Source organism: Nostoc sp. DedVER02 (assembly GCF_034530675.2).
Taxonomy (GTDB): domain Bacteria; phylum Cyanobacteriota; class Cyanobacteriia; order Cyanobacteriales; family Nostocaceae; genus Nostoc.
Genome location: NZ_JAVRCP020000019.1, coordinates 98,099 through 119,800, shown reverse-complemented (window position 1 = coordinate 119,800; position 21,702 = coordinate 98,099). Strand labels below are relative to the sequence as shown.

Genomic DNA, 21,702 nt, shown 5'->3' with positions numbered 1-21,702 from the left:
AGTTTTGCTAATTTTGGTTAATAGTATCTATATAAATTTAACTCTTTAAATATTGACTAAATAATATGCTTCAGCCCCAAGAAGATGATATTTCAATAGAAGGTAATTCTCTTCCCCCTGTCCCCATTCAAGAAATCTCAGAGGATAGGGCATTAACAGAGACGGTACTTTTTCCAACTCCAAACCTGTTTCTAAAAATTTCTAAACTAGAAATTCGCCAAAGTCTCAAAGCACTAACTTATGAAAGTGTCTTTGCTGCGGTTCTTTATAGCATCATCGGCGGTGCTTTGCTCAGTAATTTCTTGCTAGAGTTAGGCGCTGGCCCAGTCGAAATTGGTCTACTTGCCGCTATTCCTCAGATGGTGAATCTACTCCAACCACTGGGAGCGTATTTAGTAAATCGAAGTACCAGCTTTCGTTGGTATTTCTTATGTATTTTCATCCCGTCGCGGTTGCTATGGTTGATTCTTCTACCAGCAATTTGGTTGGTTAATTCATCTCATATCACTGGACACCAAGTAATAGAGTTGACATTAGGAATTCTCTTAGTAGCTAATATCATCGAAGCTTTTGGTCGTGCGCCTTGGCTTGGGTGGTCGGCTGTGTTAGTGCCTCAGCGATTGCGGGGGCGATATTTCGGCTTTCGCAATAGTATTCTCGGTTTGACAAACCTTGTTTGTGTGCCTCTGCTAGGTTTAGCAGTATCAGCTTGGCCTGGTGGAACAGTTCAAGGTTATGGTGCAGTCTTAGTTTTAGGAATTGTGCTAGGACTAATTAGTGTGGGCAGTCAGTTCTGGATGACTGATATCAACCCGCAGCTTTTAAAAGTTGGTGATTCAGATACATCACAGCCGCAGACCCAAGGAATAGATTTTGGCTTGTTTAAAGATGCTAACTTTTTGAAGTTTGTGCTTTACCTGAGCATCTGGTGCTTTGCTGTTAACATCAGCGCTCCCTTCTTTAATCTCTATTTGCTGGATAACCTGAATATAGATATTAGTGTGGTGACGGTTTATCACGGCTTAGGAACTGGTGCAAATATGCTAATGCTACTTTTGTGGGGCAAACTGGCCGACCGGATTGGGAATCGCCCGTTACTGTTATTAGTGGGGGTCTTAGTGGGGGTGACACCTCTGCTGTGGCTCTTAGTTGGAAGCAATCAAATTTCTTTTTGGATCTGGCTACCCCTATTGCACGTATTAGCTGGCGCTACATGGGCCGCAATTGATCTGTGTACTAACAATTTGATGATGGGAATAGCACCACTACGTTATCAATCTAGTTATTTTGCGATCGCAGGTGCAATTGCTGGTATCACTGGAGCAATGGGTATTACTGTCGGTGGCTTTCTAGCAACTCTCCCTGGTGCTGCGGGTTTGCTGGGGCTATTTGTTCTCTCAGGCTTACTACGCATGGCTGCACTTGTACCCTTAGTTTTTGTACAAGAGCAACGCTCTATACCATTGGGTCAGTTAATACGATTCCTATTCCCAATCAAGCAGTCAACTAATTTGATAGAAGTGGAATAAGTAGGTCGGCGTAAATATTAGACTTGTTGCAATCGGGGTAAAGGGGAAGGGGAAAAGGGTAAAGAAACTCAAAATCCTTTCCCTAACAGTGCAAAAACATATTTTGGCTATTTATGTCTTCGTTGATGCCATTGCCAAGCATGGGCAATAATTTCATTCAGATTAGGATACTCTGGATGCCAGCCTAGTATTTTAGTTGCTTTGTCGCTACTGCCAACTAAAATTGGAGGGTCGCCTGGTCTGCGATCGCGTTCTTCTATTTTAATTTCTTTGCCTGTTATCTCTTTTGCAGTCTCTATTACTTCTCTAACTGAAAAACCACTGCCATTCCCGAGGTTAAATACTTCACTCTCTCCACCTTTGAGCAGATATTCCAAACCTAAAATATGGGCTTGTGCCAAGTCAGTCACATGAATATAATCTCGGATACAAGTTCCGTCAGGCGTAGGGTAATCAGTACCGAAAATCAAAATAGATTCACGCTTACCAAAAGCAGTTAGTAGTACTAGCGGTATGAGATGAGTTTCAGGTTCGTGGTCTTCACCCAGCAACCCATTAGGGTCAGCACCCGCGGCATTAAAATAACGGAAACGTACAGACTTTAAATTATAGGCTGCATCAAAATCAGATAGAATTCTTTCTACCATCCACTTGCTCGTAGCGTAGGGACTAATGGGATCTTGCGGATGTTCTTCGGTAAGGGGAACGAACTTTGGTACACCATAGAGAGCGCAAGTAGAAGAAAAGATAAATTTGTTAACTGACGCAGCTAGCATTGCTTCTAAAAGTGTCAGAGTGCCTGCAACATTATTTTGGTAATATTTGGCTGGGTCGGTGACAGATTCACCCACTGCAATATAGGCAGCAAAATGCATTACTGCCTCTATATTGTGAGTTGAGAAGATATTATCAAGTAGAGTGCGATCGCTCATATCTCCCACAATCAATTTTACCTGCAAAACTTCTTCTACAAGTTCTCGATGTCCATTCGAGAGATTATCTAAAACGATTACTTCATAACCTGCATTTTTCAGAGCTAATACAGCATGGGAGCCTATGTATCCGGCTCCTCCTGTTACTAAAATAGTTGACATAATTTTGTGATGGGGAATGGGGCATTGGGCATTGGGCATGGGAAAGAGGAGCAGAGGGACAAGGAGAATTGGGGACAAGGGGAAAGACTTGTTGGAAGTTCTAAACTTTTGTCACCTTGTCCCCTCTGCCCCTCTGCTCCCCTGCCCACTGCTCCTCTTAAAATTAGATTGCCAGCCAACTAATTTCTTTCTTCCAAGTAGCGAGAAATTGCACTGTCAAGGTGTGGCATTAATTCACCTCGATTGCTACCAAGAACGCTGTAAGCTGGGCGGGGAGCAATCAAACCAAGTTCTTGTGTAGGACGAGCAATTAGACTACTGACACTTACACCTGCTTTTTTCGCCGCTAGTCGTGCCAAGTCAGCCCAGGCAATAGCACTTTTGTTAGCCAAATGCCACAAACCTTTCTCGCCATCAATCAATAAATCAAGGCTGGCATGGACAAGATCGGGTACATAAGTGGGTGAAACGATCGCATCTTCGGCTGCAACAAAAGTATTCCCAGCAGCTAATTGCCGTAGAGCGATCGTCACAAAGTTATAATCATCCCACGGGCCGAAAAATGCGCTGGTGCGAATCATTAGTGATGCCGGATGAGCCTGTAATACCAGCTTTTCTGCTAAAACTTTGCTGCATCCATATACATTCAGGGGCGCAACGGTATCAGTTTCGACATAAGGATTAGACTCAGCACCATCGAATACCAAATCTGAAGAGAAAGTTAGCAGCGCTACATCATGTTGAGCGCAAGCAGCAGCTAAAATTGCTGGCCCTTCAGCGTTTACCTTTAAACAAATATCGGGTTCGCGTTCGGCATCGTCTACCCGCACGTATCCCGCAGCGTTGACAACTGCCCACGGTTGCAACTCGGCAAGTACTTTATTGACGGAAGCAGGATTGGCAATGTCCATATCTTGTCGTCTTAGCAGGCAATATGAAATTCCTCGGACTTCACACAACCGAGCAAAAGCCTTGCCTAATGTTCCTGTGGCTCCAACGATCGCCAGAGGACGATTGGAAACAGGGGAGGAAACTGGGGGAGATGGGAGCGATACGCGACAACTGACGGCTGGATACAATAGGCGATCTTGTCGATGCCACCATCCTGGTGTATCAAGTAGTGGATGATTGGGTTTATGTCCAGTGGCTAAATCTCGCACCATTTTAGCGATCGCTGTTTGTCTGGGACGTGGCGATCGCAAATCAAACACACCTGGCTCGTAGTATCCTGCCGAACGAGTCACTAAACTATTCCAATCGTAGCTGCCCAAAAGTGCCCAAGCAGTCACAGCCCGAACATCTGCACCTTGGTTTCGTAATTCTTGGGCTGCATTCCACACTTCATTGAGCCAGCGTAGCTGTTCCTCACGGGTGCAACTCAGGTGAACTTCAGTGACAGCAAAAGGTAGTTTATAGCGTTCCCATGTCTCTTTGAGCAATGTCCGCGGCCCTGCCAAACCCTCAGCGCAAACTCGCACTGCCTCTACATCTGCATACTTGTCTCGACCATTACCACCATGCGTCCAAGCTGGATAGGTTTCTAGGTTTTCATCTAAAAAGCGTTCGCTCGTCAGGTAATGGTTAATGCCGATAATGTCAGGTGGACAGGTATATTGTAAAAATTCTTCAAGCTCAGACTCACTTACACCACAATCGCGCAAGTAAGCCCACATAGGATGAGTTGGGTTGATTCGACCGCATAATAAATCCAAACTCAACCAACGACGCTCGTTCTCAAATTCTGCTTGATAAGCCAACTTTGGTGTACTATGAGTTTTACCCAAATCCTCTGTTTGTACGAGTTGGGCATTGGGGTTGACTTCCCGGATTGCTTGCATCGAAAGAGCGATCGCTTTACACTCTCCCAACAATGCACGGGCAAAAGTTAAATCGTCCTTTCCGTGAGGATACCAGTGACCGTACATCCCGCTAAATCGTGCTGTTGTCAGTGGTTCGTTGATGGGTGTGTAATGTGTAACCCAGGGATAGCGTTCTGCAACCGCACGAGCAAACACCGCTAGTTTCTCAGGAAATTCTGGATCTACCAAGCTGGTATCACGCGGGCCACTGCCATGATGCACTAATCCCACAATCGGACAAATGCCGAGTTCGCGCAAACGCTCCAGCCGTTCATCTGTCCACGACCAATCAGCATTCTCTAAACCGTTGGGTGCTATCCGCTCCCAAATAACTGGATAACGGATGGCGTGTATGCCAAGTTGGGCAAATAAATCTAGGTCATCTAAGCGGGTTGCATGACCATTGCGTTCTAACTGATCGAAATACTCTTCACCCACACGATTAACCGTACACTCTACACCAGCCCACACTTCTAGAGGAAGTTGTGCTTTATTACTGTTAAGTGTCGAGTTGGAAGCAGAAATCATAATTTACAACTCAAGCTGATATTTTAGATATTTTGTTTAATGCGTTTTTTTCAACTTTTGTAGGGTGTGTTATGCCGGAGGTTAACGCACCATCTTAGATTTTCAGTGTGTTACACAGTAATACAGTTCAGTTAAGGCTAAAAACTAAGCACCTTTGTTGCATCGCCCCGCACCTTTGTTGCATCGCCCCGCACCTTTGTTGCATCGCCCCGCACCTTTGTTGCATCGCCCCGCATCTTTGTTGTATCGCCCTGCACCTTTGTTGCATCGCCCTGCACCTTTGTTGCATCGCCCTGCATCTTTGTTGCATTGCCCTGCATCTTTGTTGCATTGCCCCGCACCTTTGTTGCATTGCCCTGCATCTTTGTTGTATCGACCTACAAAAATTAACCCACCCTACGTTACGCAGCAACTTTAAAAGACTTATGTTTACACTGTAGCCCTTTATCAGGGAATACAGTTCAGTTAAGCTTTTTCCTCCCCCCTGCTCCTCTTCCAAGGGAGGAGCAGGGGGTTAGGTTTGAAAGAAAGTTGTGTACACGCACGGGGTGAATTAGGAATTATTTAAGCCTTAACCGCAATTTGTTTGTACACAGACAAAGCCTGAGCAACACATTGATCCATGTTGTAGTACTTGTAGGTCGCTAATCGTCCTACAAAATAGATCCCTGGAGTTTCATCAGCCAGCACCTTATATTTCTTGTAAATTTCCTGATTTTCAGAACGCGGTACAGGATAATAAGGATCTCCCTCAGCTTGAGGAAACTCATAAACAATACTAGTTTTAGAGTGTTCCTGACCAGTCAAGTATTTAAACTCTGTCACACGAGTATAAAGCTGTTCATTAGGATAGTTGATGACTGGGGCTGATTGAAACACAGAGGTGTTATGCGTTTCATGCTTGAAATCGAGCGAACGATATGGTAGTTTGCCGTAGCGATAATCAAAGTATTCGTCAACTGGCCCGGAATATACCATCTCGCGGCAAGGTATAGCTTTTTGGATTTCCCGATAATCGGTGTTAAGCATTACCTTGATGTTCGGGTGATTGAGCATATTGTCGAACATCCGGGTAAAGCCGTGGAGTGGCATTGCTTGGTAGCTATCGGTAAAATAGCGATCGTCACGATTGGTTCGTGTGGGAATTCTAGCAATTACTGATTTGTCAAGTTCCGATGGGTCAAGTCCCCATTGCTTACGGGTATAATTTCGGAAAAACTTTTCATACAGTACTCGACCAACTTTGCTGACCACCACATCCTCACTAGTGCGGATGTATTCTACAGGTTCAGCAAGGGATTTATAAAACTCTTCCACCTCAAATGAATTGAGATTCATCCCATACAGCTTGTTGATGGTATCGAGGTTGATGGGAATCGGAACAAGTTGCCCATCTACACTTGCAAGGACGCGATGTTCGTAAGACCGCCACTGAGTAAAGCGTGAGAGGTATTCAAAAACTTCGCGGGAGTTGGTGTGAAAGATGTGGGGGCCGTACTTGTGTACGAGAATGCCATCATCATTGTAATGATCGTAGGCATTGCCGCCTATGTGGTTGCGCTTGTCTACAACCAGCACTTTTTTACCTTGAGTTGCCAAACGTTCAGCAATGACGCTACCAGAAAAACCAGCGCCGACAACCAAGTAATCAAAGACAAAATCTCTGGTAATGATATTTGGTGCTTGTTTACCAGCCGCACCTGTGGAGTTAGCTTTGTCTTCACCATCGCGGGCGGCGATCGCAGAGTCAATCAGCTTCATCATTGATGCCCAAGTACGATCCCAAGAAATCTTTTCTAAAAAGACATCTACTCGACTCAACCATTCTGAGGCTGGGGTGTCTTCTTGCATTGCTTGTTCTGCGGCAGTGACGAACTCAGAAACCGTGTCTGCAATCCGCACTAGCTTCAACTCTGCGTAAGGGCGCACCACATCTCGAATTGAGGTAGATACAACAGGTCTACCTGCGGCAAGATATTCTGGAGTTTTGGTCGGGCTAATAAAGCGGGTTGACTCGTTACGCGCAAACGGCAACATGGCTAAGTCCCAGCCTGCTAAATAGGCAGGTAGTTGTTTATAATCTCTGCCACCGAGATAATGGATATTTTCATGCTCTGGCAGACTTGCGGGATCGATTTTGACAACTGGCCCAATAATTACTAAATGCCAGTCGGGACGTGCTTCGGCAATTCCCGCAAGCAGTTCAATATCCATCCGTTCATCAATTACACCAAAGAATCCGAGACGAGGATAGGGAATATGAGCTTGATCTTCTGGTTCTTGAACAGTTCTCGCCTGACCAAAGTGAGGAACATCTACACTGCTGGGAAAGGCATAAACGTTGGGGTGCTGGTTCACCTTACTTTCGTAAAGGCTTTGTCCCCCTGTAAATACTAAGTCTGCACGGTTGAATAGTTCGGCTTCGTAATTCTTTAAAGTGGGTGATGCGCCCTGGAATGCAGACAATTCATCCATGCAATCGTACACCACAGCTTGGGGTTGCAAGTGACGGGTAAAGGCGATCGCCATTGGTGTGTAATACCAACAAATGTATTTGTTGATATTATGCTCTGCAAATAAATTATTAATTAGTACTTGTAAATCTGCGTTGATTGCTTCTTCGCTTAAACCTTGTGGTAGGTGTGGCACGACCACAACCACTCCATTAGAATCTTCGTTTATATCTAATCTTGCCAAGGGTTCTTCAGAGAAAATTGGTTCCTCAATAAAGAACACTCGTTTTCCTTGAGCGCAGCGACTAAGAAGATGTTGTGGTCTTTGATAAACGAAATTCCAACGTAAATGAGATAAGCAAACTATATCAGGTGTGTCTTTAAAGGTTTCTGTTGATTGAACTTTTTTATTAGACGAAGTTAAATTCAACCGTGATGTACCCGATGATTGGGTTTCAGCTAGCTGCGATCGCTTTGTTTTACGCTGCTTAGGTGAAATAATATTACCGACACCATTGTTTTTGACTTGAGATTTTTCACTTGCCATAGTTCGTCTCATTATTTAAATTATTAATTCTGATTAGCCAAACGCTAATACCTTTTCTTTGTAAGGCAGCACCAAGATTACTTTCAGGCAAAAGTTTGCAACACAGTTTGCTGCATTGCTCTATCGAATCGCTATAATCAATTCTTTGTTGTATTAATAAAATACTGTTTTATTTATGATTTACTCATCTACCTAAATAAATATTAAATTACTTTTTTATTAAGCCCTAAGTACTATCTTTTGCCTTATACAATAACAAAATACATGCATATATATGTTTTTTTGTCTGTTCGATTTCATACAAAAATATTAAAATAGTTAATAAAAGTATTAAATATTAATAAGTCCAGTTTTTTGATTACATTACTTAATTATTCAGTGTAAAGTAGTTCTATGCTAATTAATGAACCTGACGCGATCGCTTCTAAAGGATTTTCAGAAAATAAATTATCCAGATAAACGAACCACGGAGGCGCAGAGAACACAGAGGGAAGAGGAATAGAGAAGATTTTTGTGTCAGTTTTGGAATATTAAGCAAGTTTAATTATAAGAATTAGGCAAAAATAACTGAGCGTTACATTGCTTTGACTATGGGAGTCATTTATTTACTTTTAGGTTTAGCTGGATTTGTACCAGCTTTTGTTCCACTTAATGAATCTGCTGGTGCTTATTCAGGTTTTGGTTATCTCTTTGGTGCAATTCCTACCAACTTTTTGCTTCAATAGTTACTGATAGTCTGCGGTGTCCAGGTAGGGCCATTACAAGATGGGCCTTCTGATTTCCAAATCAGCATATCTAAACAGATTTGCCGCATATCCATGTTTTTCGTCCAAGCATGGTAGACAACATATTCAGTCTTACCATCTGGCCCAATAACGATAGAATTATGTCCCGGCCCTCTAACAAAATTAGGAACAGACTTTAGCACCCGTGGCCCAGTTTCGTTACCTGCATCAGAGTAAGGTCCCATCACGTTGTCAGCAACGCCATAATCTACGCCGTAGTTCTCAGTTTCCCAGCGTCCACCACTATAAAAACAGTAGTATTTACCTTCATGCTTACGAACGCAGGGGCCTTCTAAAGTATGCCAATCATAGATTTCACCGTACATCAAACGATCAGCTAAAAACCGCTGCCAATCGGCTCGCGCTCGTAAAACCACTTTCCCTTCACCGGCAAGCTTAGTCATGGTTTGAAGCCGATCTACAAACAACGCTGTGCCAGCACGCACTCCATCCGATGTATCTAGAAAGTCACGGGCGTAAAACAAATACCACTGTCCATCATCATCACAGAATGGATGCGGGTCGATCGCAAAAGGACAAGATTTTGGATCTACAAGTGGCTCACCAACATCTTGATAAGGGCCTAACGGAGTATCGCTTGTAGCCACACGTAACTGATGATTCTTGTCTTCATGTCCTACAGAATAGTAGAGATAAAATTGGCGATTGCTGTAAGCAACTTCGGGGGCCCAAAAATTATCGCCAAGGGCTGGATCTGGCCGTTGTAGCGCGTTACCAACAAAATCCCAATTCACAAAATCGAAGGAGCGTAACAGAGGAAAGACAAGCGATTTATGATTGGCGTTAATATTTGGTGCATCCGCTATTTCATCTACCATTCCTTCTGCTTCTGCTGCGCCAGTTCCGATCGCATAATATACCCCTTCGTGTTGCCAAACAAAAGGATCGGCAAAATAACCTTTGTAGACTGGATTAGTATAGGTTTGCATCTTAATTATCTATAGAAATGACAAAAATCCTTCTTCCACTAGTGGTTTATCAAGTTAAGGAAAGCTTGGGTATGTAGTAAGCACTTCAGTGCTTAACATAAAGACTAAAGTCCTTACTACAAACTTATTTACCAAGCATTGTTGCCTTGAAAAACTACTAGTATTTAAAATTCACGTAAGTTTCGACTTTATTCTTAGGTAAGCTTTCTACTAGCTGACACCGTAGCATCTGCTTTAGTTTTTCTGGGAGGCTATCATAATAGTCTTGTGGGAGAGTTAAATCTACCTTTGGTGTGTGCAACCAATGCATCGCATAGCCCATAACTACCATCGGTCTTGGCTGGTTTGTCCGATTTGGGGAACCCCGATGCAGTGCTAAAGGCGATCGCACCATTACGTCACCAGGCTGCATATAAAAAGATTCCATCGGAATTTCACCACTAGCTACCTTCTCTAATCCCTCTTCTCGCGGTATAACATGGGTTCCACGCGCCATTTGAAACGGCCCGTTTTCTGCGGTTACTTCCACAAGGGGAAAGTTGACTGCGAGAGCGTAAAGTGGTGTAACTATGCGATCGCTAAACAGTGGACGAAAGTCCCGATGGGTTTCCTGATAATCTGAACCCTGGAATGGAACATCAACTCCCATCTGAACCATTACGTATTCTTGGTAAAACACGCGATCTAAGATACCCATAATCACTGGATTGGCAAAAACTAATTCATTCGCAAATGGGTAAATCCAAGGCAAGGTTAGATAGTAGCGGGAAACTTCACGAGGAGCCAACCCACCTGGTTGATTTTGACGTTCGTGAAATAATTTTTCAAAAGCTTGTGCCCATTCGTAAATTAATTTTTGCTCAAAAACACCAGGAATGACACAAATTCCGTCTTTATTTAGTTCTTGAGCAAATCGGTCTAGGTCGGTAGCTGAATATTTCGCTATACCGCCTATACTTTGAATCATCTTTTTTATCCTCTCCAACTTAAAACTAGAGTCGTATTAATATCAGACTTCTAGGGAATTTTTTAATTGCTTGTCGATAGTAGCGCACTATTTTTAAAATTAGTGGCTTACACCAATTCTCTGTAACAATTAATTAAAATTAATTATGACCAAACTAACTTTTTGACCGAAAACGCAAAGGATACAGAGCAACTGAATTTATTTATGGAGAAGCAAAAAAGATGTACATAGTGACGCACAGCCCATATTTACTACGTCCAAAGTTTTCAAAGCAAATAAATTTATTTATGTGGATTGGAATTTTTAATTTTTAATTTTTAATTTTTAATTCCCCAAAGGGGTTGACACTCCAGGCAAGGCAACACTATCGCCTGGCTTTGAAGGCCATCTGACAGTCAGAATCGTGCAGTCAGACTCAGCAACCCACCAATGTGTTACACCTGCACACCAAAGAACATAATCACCCTCACGAGATAATAAAATTTCTCTATCTTCAAATTGCAGGCGAAATTCTCCATGAATGAGAATTGAAAGAGTAGCAGCTTGGTTATTTACTGCCCAATCAGTTCTACTCTCACCTGCTTTGTGAACAGCCCATTTTACCTCTAGCATTTCTGTGGAACGCGGATCGTCTTCAGGGGTGATAAAGTGACCCATGAACCATCCCCAACGATTTACACCTTCAACGGCTGCATTTCCATAAACAACTTTAGGCTGCATCGCTTAATCCCAATGAAGGAACCAAAATTTGTCCGTTGTAACCTGCTTGATTGTATTGTTCAAGGACATGAGTTGCAATACCTTTGCTCTCACCCGATTTAACCAAAGCTACACTTGCCCCGCCAAAGCCTGCACCCGTCAGTCTTGCACCAAATACTCCCGGAGTTTTTTGTAATAGTTCTACTAAAGTATCCAGCGCAGGTACGGACACTTCATAATCATCTCGCAAACTAGCGTGGGAAGCGTTCATTAATTCGCCAAAACGCTCAGATGTTACTCCCTGCAAGACTTCCAAGACGCGGTTATCTTCTGTCACCACATGACGGGCACGCCGCCGTAGAGGTTCGGGTAGTTTTGCTGTTACTGCAACATCAGTAATATCTCGCAGTGCCTTAACTCCTAGCGATCGCGCCGCTTCTTCACATTCAGCCCGACGCTGGTTATAACCGCTACTTGCAAGTGTGCGGGGTACACCGCTATCAATCACTAAAATCTCCGCATTATCAGGCAAAGGCATCACCCGGCGTTCTAAAGTCCGAGTATCTAAAAACAAGATATGCTCAGTATCAGCCAAGCTAGAAGCCATCTGATCCATGATGCCGCATTGCACGCCGGCATAGTGAATTTCTGCTTGCTGGGCGAATTGGGCAATTTCAACATCATCAATGGGAAGGTTCAGAAGTTGGCGTATTGCCCGAAGCGTTGCTACTTCTAAAGCTGCACTGCTAGACAAACCTGAACCCATAGGAACCGATGATTGGACGTACACACAAAGCGATGAGATTGTATATCCGGCTTTTTGCAAAACCTCAATACAGCCAAAAATATAACTGGCGAATCCAGACGGGGTATGATTGATATCTAAAATACCCACTTGCTCGTTGAGATTTTCCGAGTAAAAGTGATGGCGGCCATCGCTACTATAACCTAGCTGTACCGTCGTCGATTGAGGAATTGCAGTCGGAAGAACGAAGCCATCGTTATAGTCGGTATGTTCGCCTAGTAAGTTTACTCTTCCTGGCGCACTGGCTTTAGTTTCAGGTGGTTGACCGAATACTTGTTGAAAATCCATAATTTTTAATTGTACAAAGGTACTGGGCGTAACCTTCCTTCTACTTCAACACTAGGAAAATTTGAATCAAAAGTCAGATTTTCCAGCTTTCCATCCTGAAGGATCACAAAAGTATCTTCAACCTTTGCGCCTCGTAAACTAGGATTCCAAGCGACAGCAATACCTTCTGCCAAAGTATCAGTAGTAGTTGGATTTGCTACGATTTCTCGCGCTAAATATCCAGTGGTTCCTCCCTGGTGATGTTCAAGGATGGCATTGGGAAATCCATACTTTTCGTAAGCTTGAGTTAGGGCGCGATAAACTGCATCAAGGGTAGTTCCGGGTTGGCACAAATTTAAAACTACTGCTTCTATTTCACGCACGTGGGAATGTAACTCGGCTCGTTCGTTTGAAAGCGCACCAAAAGAAACAAATCGAGTCAGATTTGCATACAAACCGTAACCTCTAGCGCAAAACACCAACATTGCTTGCCGCCCAATCTGTTCTTTGGTGGCTGTCGCATGACGATATAACGGTAAACGCCTTTCACCCGCTACTAGTGTCAGCGCCGGATGCAACCCTTTCGCCCATAATGCCTCTGCACCCGCACCCGCTAACTGATATTCTGTCCAAGTTGGCTTGGCGGCTTTGAGTACCTCTGTCATTGCAACGCTAGCTTTTTGCCCAATTTGGCGATATCGCTCTAATTCACTTGACATCATTACCCGTTTATGTAGTTGTAGAGATGGGGGTAACGGCTGTTCTAAATTGGAGATGGGGCGATCGCTAATTACTTTTCCTCCAGCAGTTGCATCACGAACAAAAGACTCACGGGCAGCAGCATCAGCCCAAGGGTTGACATGTACCTTAAAATTAGCTGGCAATTCTTCATCAATAAGACGCTGGGCTTCAATTTCATCTGTTAATATCCAAGCATCTTGAGTAGTTACTAATACTTCTGCTATGCCAGTTTCAGCAGTAAGCAGCACGGTGCTAGAAGCGCCACCTGTTGCCCAGGCAAACCAGTCTGTACCGCGCAAACGCACGCCTTGCACTTCGGTTTCACGCAAGGTTTCCCTGATTAACTCTAGTTTTTTGGAGACTTCTTCGTTCATACAAAATTAGTAACCACAGATGAATACAGATAATTATGAGATTCATCTATGTTTATATGTGTATATCTATGGTTTGAAAAAAACTTGGGTACGGTATTATATTGAGTTTGGCATTCAATATTTACTTAGAGAACTGTATTCTTAATTACAAATTAATTTCACATTGTGTAACCCTTTTAGCATAACCGCATATCAAATTAAGTAATTCCCAAGAATGATGTAGTCGTTAGCCAATATTTGAAATTATGAAAGCGCAGGAGTTACACAGATATGAAAAAAACCCATGCAATCCCAAGAGACTCAAGAGACAAAGACAGAGAATAATAATGTTCCCTTGGTAGATAACACACCTGACTATATAAATTCACAAGAATCGGGGAAATCTGAACCCATGACTCAGGTACAAAAGGATAGTGTAATGACCGATCGGGACTTACCCAATCCACTAGTTCGCTATGGTTTTACCGTAGTTATATTATCGACTTTCTTATTTGTTGTCGCCATTTACTACGGAATTATTAATCCTTGAGTAATTCGCTTAACTAAGTCCCAGAAAAAGTATAAAGAGTTAGTATTACAGCTTACTAACTCTTTTGTAAACAAAAACTTAATATTTTGTTATATTTTTATTTAAAATTATTTTCACAAAATATTAAGCTTATTTTGATGAAGAATTTGGTAATTTTTGTGGCATTGAGATTGTATTTGAGACTACAAGTTCATTTAATATCAATATCCTCCGATAGTTAGATGGAAACAGTAGTCATTAATTAGTTTATTACTTCTATGGAACTGAATTACATCATCCTAGCCAATGATGTAAATCTAAGAAATAAGTGTGTTTTCCCTTAAATACTCACCAGCTTTTGCTATTAGATTGTCTTCAACTTAAGGCTGTAAGGGTACTGATTCAATTGCCAAAAGTTGCTGGCTCATTAAAGCTAGCAACTTCGATTAATCTTTAAGGAGGATGTGACTAAAATACATGGCCACAAAATATCCTAAATTTAATCAGGATCTCGCACAAGACCCAACTACACGTCGGATCTGGTACGCGATCGCTACGGGAAATGATTTTGAAAGCCATGATGGGATGACCGAGGAAAATCTTTACCAAAAGATTTTTGCTACTCACTTCGGTCACGTGGCAATCATTTTCCTGTGGGCATCTAGTCTGTTGTTCCACGTAGCCTGGCAAGGTAACTTTGAACAGTGGATTAAAGATCCGCTACATATTCGCCCAATTGCTCATGCGATTTGGGACCCTCATTTCGGTAAATCCGCAGTAGAAGCTTTTACCCAAGGGGGCGCTCCCTATCCTGTTAACATTGCTTACTCTGGTGTTTACCACTGGTGGTACACCATTGGGATGCGGACGAACAGTGACCTTTATCAAGGTTCAGTGTTCTTGTTACTGTTAGCAGCATTGTTCTTATTTGCTGGTTGGCTGCACTTGCAACCTAAGTATCGTCCGAGCTTGGCTTGGTTTAAGAGTGCTGAACCTCGCCTGAATCATCACCTAGCAGGTTTGTTTGGTGTTAGTTCTCTGGCTTGGGCCGGACACCTTGTTCACGTTGCCATTCCCGAATCTCGCGGTGTTCATGTTGGTTGGGAAAATTTTCTGACTACCTTGCCGCACCCAGCAGGTTTAGCACCTTTCTGGAGAGGTGATTGGGGTGTATACGCCCAGAATGCTGATACATCAGGACATGTGTTTGGCACATCTCAAGGCGCAGGGACAGCAATTCTGACTTTTTTGGGTGGTTTTCATCCTCAAACAGAATCGCTATGGTTGACCGATATGGCTCATCACCATTTAGCGATCGCAGTTATCTTTATTGTCGCCGGTCATCAGTACCGGACTAACTTCGGGATTGGTCATAGCATCAAAGAGATGCTCAACGCCAGAAATTTCTTTGGCATCCAAACCGAAGGTCAGTTCAACTTACCGCACCAAGGGCTGTACGACACCTACAACAACTCCCTACACTTCCAGTTGTCCATACACCTGGCAGCATTAGGTACTGCATTATCATTGGTGGCGCAGCACATGTATTCGATGCCTCCTTACGCCTTCATTGGTAAGGACTATACAACCCAGGCGGCGCTGTACACTCATCACCAGTACATTGCAGGTTTCCTGATGATTGGTGCATTTGCCCATGCTGGGATCTTCTGGGTTCGGGATTACGACCCAGAACAGAATAAGGGTAACGTACTTGAGCGTGTACTTCAGCACAAAGAAGCGATTATTTCTCACCTGAGTTGGGTGTCGCTATTCTTGGGCTTCCATACCCTGGGATTATACGTCCACAACGATGTTGTAGTTGCCTTTGGCACTCCTGAAAAGCAAATTTTGATTGAGCCGGTGTTTGCTCAATTCATCCAATCTGCTCACGGGAAACTGGTGTATGGGATGGATGCCTTATTATCTAACCCAGATAGTATTGCCTACACAGCTTGGCCTAATTTCGGTAACGTTTGGTTGCCAGGCTGGACAGATGCGATTAACTCTGGTACAAACTCCCTGTTCTTAACCATTGGGCCTGGTGATTTCTTGGTTCACCATGCGATCGCTTTAGGTTTGCACACCACCACATTAATTTGTGTCAAGGGCGCATTAGATGCTCGTGGTACCAAATTGATGCCTGATAAAAAGGATTTCGGCTATACCTTCCCCTGCGATGGGCCTGGACGGGGCGGTACTTGTCAAACTTCCTCCTGGGAACAGTCTTTTTATCTGGCTATGTTCTGGATGCTGAATGTCCTTGGTTGGCTAACTTTCTATTGGCACTGGAAGCATCTTGGTGTTTGGCAAGGTAACGTCGCTCAGTTTAATGAGAACTCTACATACCTTATGGGTTGGTTCCGTGATTACCTCTGGGCTAACTCCGCTCAGTTGATTAACGGTTACAACCCCTACGGTACGAATAATTTGTCTGTCTGGGCTTGGATGTTCCTCTTTGGACACTTGGTTTGGGCAACCGGTTTCATGTTCCTAATTGCCTGGCGTGGGTACTGGCAAGAGCTAATTGAAACTCTTGTCTGGGCACACGAACGTACTCCGCTAGCTAACTTAGTTCAGTGGAAAGATAAGCCTGTTGCTCTGTCTATTGTCCAGGGTTGGTTAGTGGGTCTAGCTCACTTTACAGTTGGTTACATCCTTACTTATGCAGCATTCCTCATAGCCTCAACCGCCGGTAAATTCGGTTGAGATTGTTGATAGATATCCTCTGACCTTAGCTATCATCCTCCTTTAACCTAATGGTATAAAGGGGGATTTTTGTATACTGAAAGCAATTGCAAACACTCCGCAGCAGCTTGCAACATCTATAGCAATTCGATTTTGTTTTGAAAAAATCTAAATAATAAAATAAGGTGCGTTATGCTTTGCTGTGCCAAGATGAATTTGAGGACTTAAGGCAAGTGACATAATGTTAGGACAATTATTAGATGGACGTTACCAAGTCCTCCAGGTCTTAGGTGGAGGTGGATTCGGTCAAACCTATATAGCTCAAGATACCCATCGGCCAGGTTTACCGAAATGCGTTGTCAAACACCTTAAGCCCGTCACTCGTAGCCCCGAATTTCTCGAAACTGCTAGACGGCTATTTAGCAGTGAGGCAGAAACACTAGAACAACTGGGCAACCACGACCAAATACCCCGGCTTTTAGCCTATTTTGAAGACAATCAAGAGTTCTTCTTGGTGCAAGAGTTCATTGAGGGACATACTCTGAAAGCGGAACTTTTGCCCAATCAACTTTGGACAGAAGATCGAGTAATTGAACTTCTCCAACAGATGTTAGGTATTCTGCAATTTATTCACAACCAAAACGTTATCCATCGAGATATCAAACCAGACAATATAATTAGGCGGCAAAAAGACGAGAAGTTAGTGCTGATTGATTTTGGCGCAGTTAAACAAGTCCAAACTCAACTGCTTACAGTTCCAGGGTATACGGGGGGTACTATTATCATCGGTACTCCAGGATATATGTCTACAGAACAGGGGCAAGGTAAGCCACGCCCCAACAGCGATATTTATTCTTTGGGTATTATTGGTATCCAATCATTAACAGGGTTACATCCGAGCAACTTTGAGGAAGATCCAGATACTGGTGAGATTTATTGGGAACATCAAGCTAACGTCAGTTCTGAGTTGGCATCGGTGTTATCTAAGATGGTGCTACACCACTTTAAACAGCGCTATCAGTCTGCGGCTGAAGTTCTACAGGCGCTTAAGCATCTGGATACGAGAATAAAAACGCAATCATTTCAATCACCATCTTTTACACAACCGCCTCAAGCTTCACTTTCTTTACAAAACTCAATTGGGCATCCACTTGCTGTTATGCTATCTGTGGAAAATTACAGCCGCTTAGAAACAATTCTTTTAGAATTTGTTGGCCCTGTTGCGTCAAGGTTACTACAGCAAGTTGCATTATCAGCGCCCAATTTGCAAGAATTAATTAGTCGATTAGCCCTTCATCTTCGAGAAAATCAACAAATTGATTTTCAGAAAAAAACAATGTTTTTATTAGAAAAACCTACTCAATTACAAGAAATTACTGTTAAATCTGAAATTAAGTCCAATACTTTATCAAGCCAAGAATCTCAAGTAATCACCGATAGCTTTATCCATCAGTGTGAGCGAGAATTGGCTGGTTTGATTGGCCCAATAGCTAAGTTCTTAGTCCAAAAAGCTGCTAAGTCTTCTGGACAAATTTCCCGTGCAGAATTTGTGAAAATTCTAGCATCACAAATCCCCGAACCTCAAAAAGCTTTACAATTTCAGCAGCGTCTACTTTCTTAATTTATGATTGCGTTTTTCTTTCCATAAATTACGAATTACGAATTACGAATTACGAATTACGAATTATCAGCTTTGGTTATTCAACATTTCCATAGCTATTTTCAAACTAGCTTTCATGCGATTAAATGCTTCTGCTAACCCGCCAATCTCATCATTAGAGTTTTCTTCAAAATCAGCGCTCATATCACCAATGCTAACTTTTTGGGCTATCTTCTCTATTTTTCTAATGCGCTGAATTACATATTTTTTGATTAGGAAGTTGATTAAGAAAACTACGATCGCAAAAATAGTAATTAAAAGTCCCATAATCAAGATACCAGTCCGTTTGGCATTGGCAAAAATCTCTTGAGAAGGAACAGAGATTATTTGAGCAGAAACAATCTGATTGAGTTGCCAGCCAAAACCATTTTCCGAACCATAAGTGACCAACTGACTTTTAGGAGCCTGATCTGGTGTAGAATGGCATCGCAGACATTTCTGTTGTGTAATCTTTAGTGGTCGCGCTATGTAAAATACTTCGCCTTCTGGCAAGTTGCGAAAGCCTGTAATTTCTTGAGTTTTGGAGTCGTTGCGAAAACGTTCTACAAGTTGAGTTTCAAAATTATCAGCTTTATCAACTAAATTTGTGGGATTCAGGGTTGCATCCTTATGAAAAAAGTTTTTATATTCAGGCTTTTTACGAAAATTTTCAAACACTTCTTTAGAAGAAAAAGTTGGTACAACTTCAGGCATGAATGTTGGGTTAGTGTCTAATGTAGGTTCTAATAGAGGATCTATACGATTTTGTGTATAATCTCTAACTGCGTTCACCATTTGGATGAGAATCTGTGCTTGAGAAGTTACTTCATTTTGCGCTCTTCCCTGAAGTACACTGGATAAGGCAACGCCACTTCCTACAATGCTAACTATGAAAACTAATATTAAAAGCAAGTTAAATTTAGCACCTATTTTTAAGTTTTTTAACGTAATGTTGTTTAACATAACCTAACCAACCAAGGTGGTATCTGAAGTTTATCTAATATTTATTTATACCTATTAGAAAGCATCTAAAGAATATTTAAATAAATATTAACTTTTTGCTCCGATACAACCTATTTAGGCAGCATTAAAACTTATCTAAATGAGTCTTGACAACCAAGTTATTTACTTAACCATAATTACGATGTCTTTGCGATTTTCCCGGCGTTTATTTCTGTTTCATCTGCTAGGTTTTACATTTACTGCCTGCAAACCAAAAAACAACTTTGAGGGTGCATTAACTATTGGCGCGATCAACTATGGTGGAGGCGAACAGATAATTAATCAATATGCTAAATTTAATACTTATTTGGGCGAAAAAACCAACTCATATATTCAGCTAGAGCCTGTTTTTAATGAAAATAGAGCGGTTGAGCGCCTTAACGCTCGTGCTTGGTCATTGGTATTTGCTCCACCGGGTTTAGCAGCTATTGCGATCGCACGTCACCAATATTCTCCCCTGTTTCCTTTAATAGGTATCAGTAATTTGCGCTCAATCTTCGTTGTTCGCAAAGACAGTCCAATCACTGAATTGAAACAACTGCAAGGTAAAACACTGGCTTTAGGTCAATTAGGCTCCGCAACAGGATATTATTTTCCTCTTTACAATCTTTATGGTACAACACTAGCTGAGATTCTATTTGCACCCACACCTAAAGCTGCCCTGGAATTGGTGGCTCAAGGAAAAGCGATCGCTTGTGCTGTCTCAGAGGCAGAATTGTCTCTCTACGCTTCACAGTTCGCCCCTACCGAATTCCGTATACTATTCAAAGACCCTCATTATGTACCATTAGGCGTGGTCTTGATTGGGCCGAATATAGAACGTAACCGTCAAGAGTTTATCCGTAAAGTGATGAGTGATGCGCCTTCAGGTTTAGCTCAAGAAGTTGGATATGTAGCCAATGGACAAGTACCAGATTACAAATACATGATTTCTGTAGTCGATCGGGTGAGTTCGATTACTTCTAAGCTGCAAAAGAAACCTGTCCAATTATTTTGATTTAGATCGGGGAGAAGGTAAAAGGCAAAAGAAATTTATTTACGATTATTAACTTACTTCTGACTTCTAACTCCTTTTCATTGCTCAAAAAAACAATTTGAATCGGGCTAGCTGATTTTGAATTGTTCCTGTGAGGATTTTATTTAGTTCTATGGTGTCTTGAAATTGCAAAATTTGCTGTGTGGGTAAGTCGAAGGGAAATTGTCCTTCAATGTCTGGACGTTGCATTTGCGCTAGTACAATCTGTTCAGATCGCTTGCTTTGAATAGCATAACCAATCTCAATACAGACATTGGGACTGGGAATTAATTGGGGGGTTTCTTTACCGTCAATACTAGCGATGGGAGTAGTGTCAGCGATAAATAGCAAACTCTTACGGATTTTTCGCATAATCGTGCGATTAATCCGTACAGCCGCACCACTGGGGCGAGAGGATTCTACTAATGTTAAAGGAAGGCGCGATCGCAAGTTTAAATTTTCCAAACTTTTTCGCAATTCTTCTCTTAAAGCGTTCGTCGCTGCGACATACTCGGTTTGATAGGATAAAAAAATCGTTGGTTCTAACTGAGCTAAAAGTGCTTGTTTGGTAAAATAAATTTCATGACTAATTAAGTCAATATTGGCGACGCAATAGCCACCACTTCCTTCAATATAAAATTCAATATTTTCCCCTTCCAGATAACGCCCAAACCAAGTTGATTTCTTAACTTCGTCGCTTTCTTCCAGAAAGTCTGCCCGCAATGCCGATCTCAGCAGACTTTTTTTGCTTAAGCGAATGTCTGGTGGACGTTTTTCTAGTTCTGGAATCGGCTCGTAATCCTGTAGATACCACGCTCTAAGCGCAATAATTGACATAAGGCGCTAAAACTATTTTCACTATTTAACTTAGTATAATCTAAGACTAAGAGAAGTCTATATCTCAATACGGTTCAGTTAAGGACTATTGGTAAAAATTTTGGGTTTTTGAGACGCGATAAATCGCTGTCTCTACAAGTGTTTTGGTCTTATATGAATTGTATTGGTTTATATCTGAGACGCGATAAATCGCCGTCTCTACTTCTGTTTAAACGCAACAACACCCAGACCTCTACTCGCTGAACTATCTTCTCTTATTGTTTATCAGATACAGGGATGTACTAACTTTCATTCCTTGTGTAAACAAGTTATGAAAACCAGTTACAGCGCCCCCTAATCTTCTACATTTGAGTAAATAGCAGTTTTCGCGTTGGGTGTTGCTGTGTTTTGACGAGACAGATGTAAGTTAAACAGCGTT

The 21,702-nt window shown here is 42.3% G+C and carries 17 protein-coding genes; 7 read left to right on the top strand and 10 right to left on the bottom strand.

What is annotated here, in order from left to right; translation table 11 throughout:
* Positions 1-65: 65 nt before the first annotated feature.
* Positions 66-1,529, top strand: coding sequence for an MFS transporter (locus RMZ41_RS19615; RefSeq protein ID WP_322643178.1), 1,464 nt, complete (start codon positions 66-68; stop codon positions 1,527-1,529).
* A 107-nt stretch (positions 1,530-1,636) separates the two neighbouring features.
* On the opposite strand, the gene galE is transcribed toward RMZ41_RS19615, so the two are convergent.
* On the bottom strand, positions 1,637-2,623 hold the full coding sequence (gene galE / locus RMZ41_RS19610) for a UDP-glucose 4-epimerase GalE (RefSeq protein ID WP_322643179.1): 987 nt from the start codon (positions 2,621-2,623) through the stop codon (positions 1,637-1,639).
* 179 nt (positions 2,624-2,802) lie between these two features.
* Complete coding sequence (locus tag RMZ41_RS19605; RefSeq protein WP_322643180.1) at positions 2,803-5,010, bottom strand: family 1 glycosylhydrolase; 2,208 nt, start codon at positions 5,008-5,010, stop codon at positions 2,803-2,805.
* Positions 5,011-5,164: 154 nt separating this feature from the next.
* On the opposite strand from RMZ41_RS19605, the gene RMZ41_RS19600 reads away from it, so the two are divergent.
* The gene (locus RMZ41_RS19600; protein ID WP_322734493.1) at positions 5,165-5,428 is read left to right on the top strand and encodes a hypothetical protein; all 264 of its coding nucleotides are present in this window, start codon (positions 5,165-5,167) and stop codon (positions 5,426-5,428) included.
* A gap of 146 nt (positions 5,429-5,574) precedes the next feature.
* Here RMZ41_RS19600 and glf read toward each other — a convergent pair whose 3' ends face one another.
* A complete protein-coding gene (gene glf / locus RMZ41_RS19595; RefSeq protein WP_322643182.1) occupies positions 5,575-8,010 on the bottom strand; it encodes a UDP-galactopyranose mutase in 2,436 nt (811 codons plus the stop codon).
* Positions 8,011-8,594: 584 nt separating this feature from the next.
* Between glf and RMZ41_RS19590 the strand changes: the two genes are divergently transcribed.
* Positions 8,595-8,735 (top strand): DUF4383 domain-containing protein, encoded by a 141-nt coding sequence (locus RMZ41_RS19590; protein ID WP_322643183.1) that lies wholly within the window; start codon positions 8,595-8,597, stop codon positions 8,733-8,735.
* Here the strand turns inward: RMZ41_RS19590 and RMZ41_RS19585 are convergent.
* The 5 genes from RMZ41_RS19585 to RMZ41_RS19565 form a co-directional block, all read right to left on the bottom strand.
* Positions 8,729-9,745 (bottom strand): glycoside hydrolase family 43 protein, encoded by a 1,017-nt coding sequence (locus RMZ41_RS19585; protein WP_322643184.1) that lies wholly within the window; start codon positions 9,743-9,745, stop codon positions 8,729-8,731. The two genes, RMZ41_RS19590 and RMZ41_RS19585, sit on opposite strands and share 7 nt — an antisense overlap.
* A gap of 157 nt (positions 9,746-9,902) precedes the next feature.
* Positions 9,903-10,712, bottom strand: coding sequence for a phytanoyl-CoA dioxygenase family protein (locus RMZ41_RS19580; RefSeq protein WP_322643185.1), 810 nt, complete (start codon positions 10,710-10,712; stop codon positions 9,903-9,905).
* Positions 10,713-11,036: 324 nt separating this feature from the next.
* On the bottom strand, positions 11,037-11,432 hold the full coding sequence (locus tag RMZ41_RS19575; RefSeq protein WP_322643186.1) for a signal peptidase I: 396 nt from the start codon (positions 11,430-11,432) through the stop codon (positions 11,037-11,039).
* Complete coding sequence (gene galK / locus RMZ41_RS19570) at positions 11,422-12,504, bottom strand: galactokinase (protein ID WP_322643187.1); 1,083 nt, start codon at positions 12,502-12,504, stop codon at positions 11,422-11,424. The genes RMZ41_RS19575 and galK overlap by 11 nt, the downstream gene beginning before the upstream one ends.
* A gap of 5 nt (positions 12,505-12,509) precedes the next feature.
* Positions 12,510-13,598, bottom strand: coding sequence for a M24 family metallopeptidase (locus tag RMZ41_RS19565; RefSeq protein WP_322643188.1), 1,089 nt, complete (start codon positions 13,596-13,598; stop codon positions 12,510-12,512).
* A gap of 283 nt (positions 13,599-13,881) precedes the next feature.
* Between RMZ41_RS19565 and RMZ41_RS19560 the strand changes: the two genes are divergently transcribed.
* From RMZ41_RS19560 to RMZ41_RS19550, 3 genes are all read left to right on the top strand, one after another.
* Entirely contained in the window at positions 13,882-14,127 is a 246-nt protein-coding gene (locus tag RMZ41_RS19560; RefSeq protein ID WP_322643189.1) for a hypothetical protein, read from the top strand.
* A 456-nt stretch (positions 14,128-14,583) separates the two neighbouring features.
* Entirely contained in the window at positions 14,584-16,812 is a 2,229-nt protein-coding gene (gene psaB / locus RMZ41_RS19555) for a photosystem I core protein PsaB (protein ID WP_322643190.1), read from the top strand.
* 220 nt (positions 16,813-17,032) lie between these two features.
* A complete protein-coding gene (locus tag RMZ41_RS19550; RefSeq protein WP_322643191.1) occupies positions 17,033-18,412 on the top strand; it encodes a serine/threonine-protein kinase in 1,380 nt (459 codons plus the stop codon).
* Positions 18,413-18,478: 66 nt separating this feature from the next.
* Here RMZ41_RS19550 and RMZ41_RS19545 read toward each other — a convergent pair whose 3' ends face one another.
* Positions 18,479-19,393, bottom strand: a complete 915-nt coding sequence (locus RMZ41_RS19545; RefSeq protein WP_322643192.1) for a DUF3365 domain-containing protein — start codon at positions 19,391-19,393, stop codon at positions 18,479-18,481.
* Between the two features lie 181 nt (positions 19,394-19,574).
* Between RMZ41_RS19545 and RMZ41_RS19540 the strand changes: the two genes are divergently transcribed.
* Positions 19,575-20,429 (top strand): phosphate/phosphite/phosphonate ABC transporter substrate-binding protein, encoded by an 855-nt coding sequence (locus RMZ41_RS19540; RefSeq protein ID WP_322643224.1) that lies wholly within the window; start codon positions 19,575-19,577, stop codon positions 20,427-20,429.
* A gap of 84 nt (positions 20,430-20,513) precedes the next feature.
* Here RMZ41_RS19540 and RMZ41_RS19535 read toward each other — a convergent pair whose 3' ends face one another.
* Positions 20,514-21,284, bottom strand: coding sequence for a hypothetical protein (locus RMZ41_RS19535; RefSeq protein ID WP_322643193.1), 771 nt, complete (start codon positions 21,282-21,284; stop codon positions 20,514-20,516).
* Positions 21,285-21,702: the final 418 nt, after the last annotated feature.

Bases quoted from the DNA above. Each gene is read 5' to 3' on its own strand.
- psaB (WP_322643190.1), top strand. From the start codon at position 14,584: ATGGCCACAAAATATCCTAAATTTAATCAGGATCTCGCACAAGACCCA.
- RMZ41_RS19560 (WP_322643189.1), top strand. From the start codon at position 13,882: ATGCAATCCCAAGAGACTCAAGAGACAAAGACAGAGAATAATAATGTT.
- RMZ41_RS19550 (WP_322643191.1), top strand. From the start codon at position 17,033: ATGTTAGGACAATTATTAGATGGACGTTACCAAGTCCTCCAGGTCTTA.
- RMZ41_RS19540 (WP_322643224.1), top strand. From the start codon at position 19,575: ATGTCTTTGCGATTTTCCCGGCGTTTATTTCTGTTTCATCTGCTAGGT.
- RMZ41_RS19575 (WP_322643186.1), bottom strand. From the start codon at position 11,432: ATGCAGCCTAAAGTTGTTTATGGAAATGCAGCCGTTGAAGGTGTAAAT.
- RMZ41_RS19580 (WP_322643185.1), bottom strand. From the start codon at position 10,712: ATGATTCAAAGTATAGGCGGTATAGCGAAATATTCAGCTACCGACCTA.
- RMZ41_RS19535 (WP_322643193.1), bottom strand. From the start codon at position 21,284: ATGTCAATTATTGCGCTTAGAGCGTGGTATCTACAGGATTACGAGCCG.
- galE (WP_322643179.1), bottom strand. From the start codon at position 2,623: ATGTCAACTATTTTAGTAACAGGAGGAGCCGGATACATAGGCTCCCAT.
- glf (WP_322643182.1), bottom strand. From the start codon at position 8,010: ATGGCAAGTGAAAAATCTCAAGTCAAAAACAATGGTGTCGGTAATATT.
- RMZ41_RS19565 (WP_322643188.1), bottom strand. From the start codon at position 13,598: ATGAACGAAGAAGTCTCCAAAAAACTAGAGTTAATCAGGGAAACCTTG.
- RMZ41_RS19545 (WP_322643192.1), bottom strand. From the start codon at position 19,393: ATGTTAAACAACATTACGTTAAAAAACTTAAAAATAGGTGCTAAATTT.
- RMZ41_RS19605 (WP_322643180.1), bottom strand. From the start codon at position 5,010: ATGATTTCTGCTTCCAACTCGACACTTAACAGTAATAAAGCACAACTT.
- RMZ41_RS19615 (WP_322643178.1), top strand. From the start codon at position 66: ATGCTTCAGCCCCAAGAAGATGATATTTCAATAGAAGGTAATTCTCTT.
- galK (WP_322643187.1), bottom strand. From the start codon at position 12,504: ATGGATTTTCAACAAGTATTCGGTCAACCACCTGAAACTAAAGCCAGT.
- RMZ41_RS19585 (WP_322643184.1), bottom strand. From the start codon at position 9,745: ATGCAAACCTATACTAATCCAGTCTACAAAGGTTATTTTGCCGATCCT.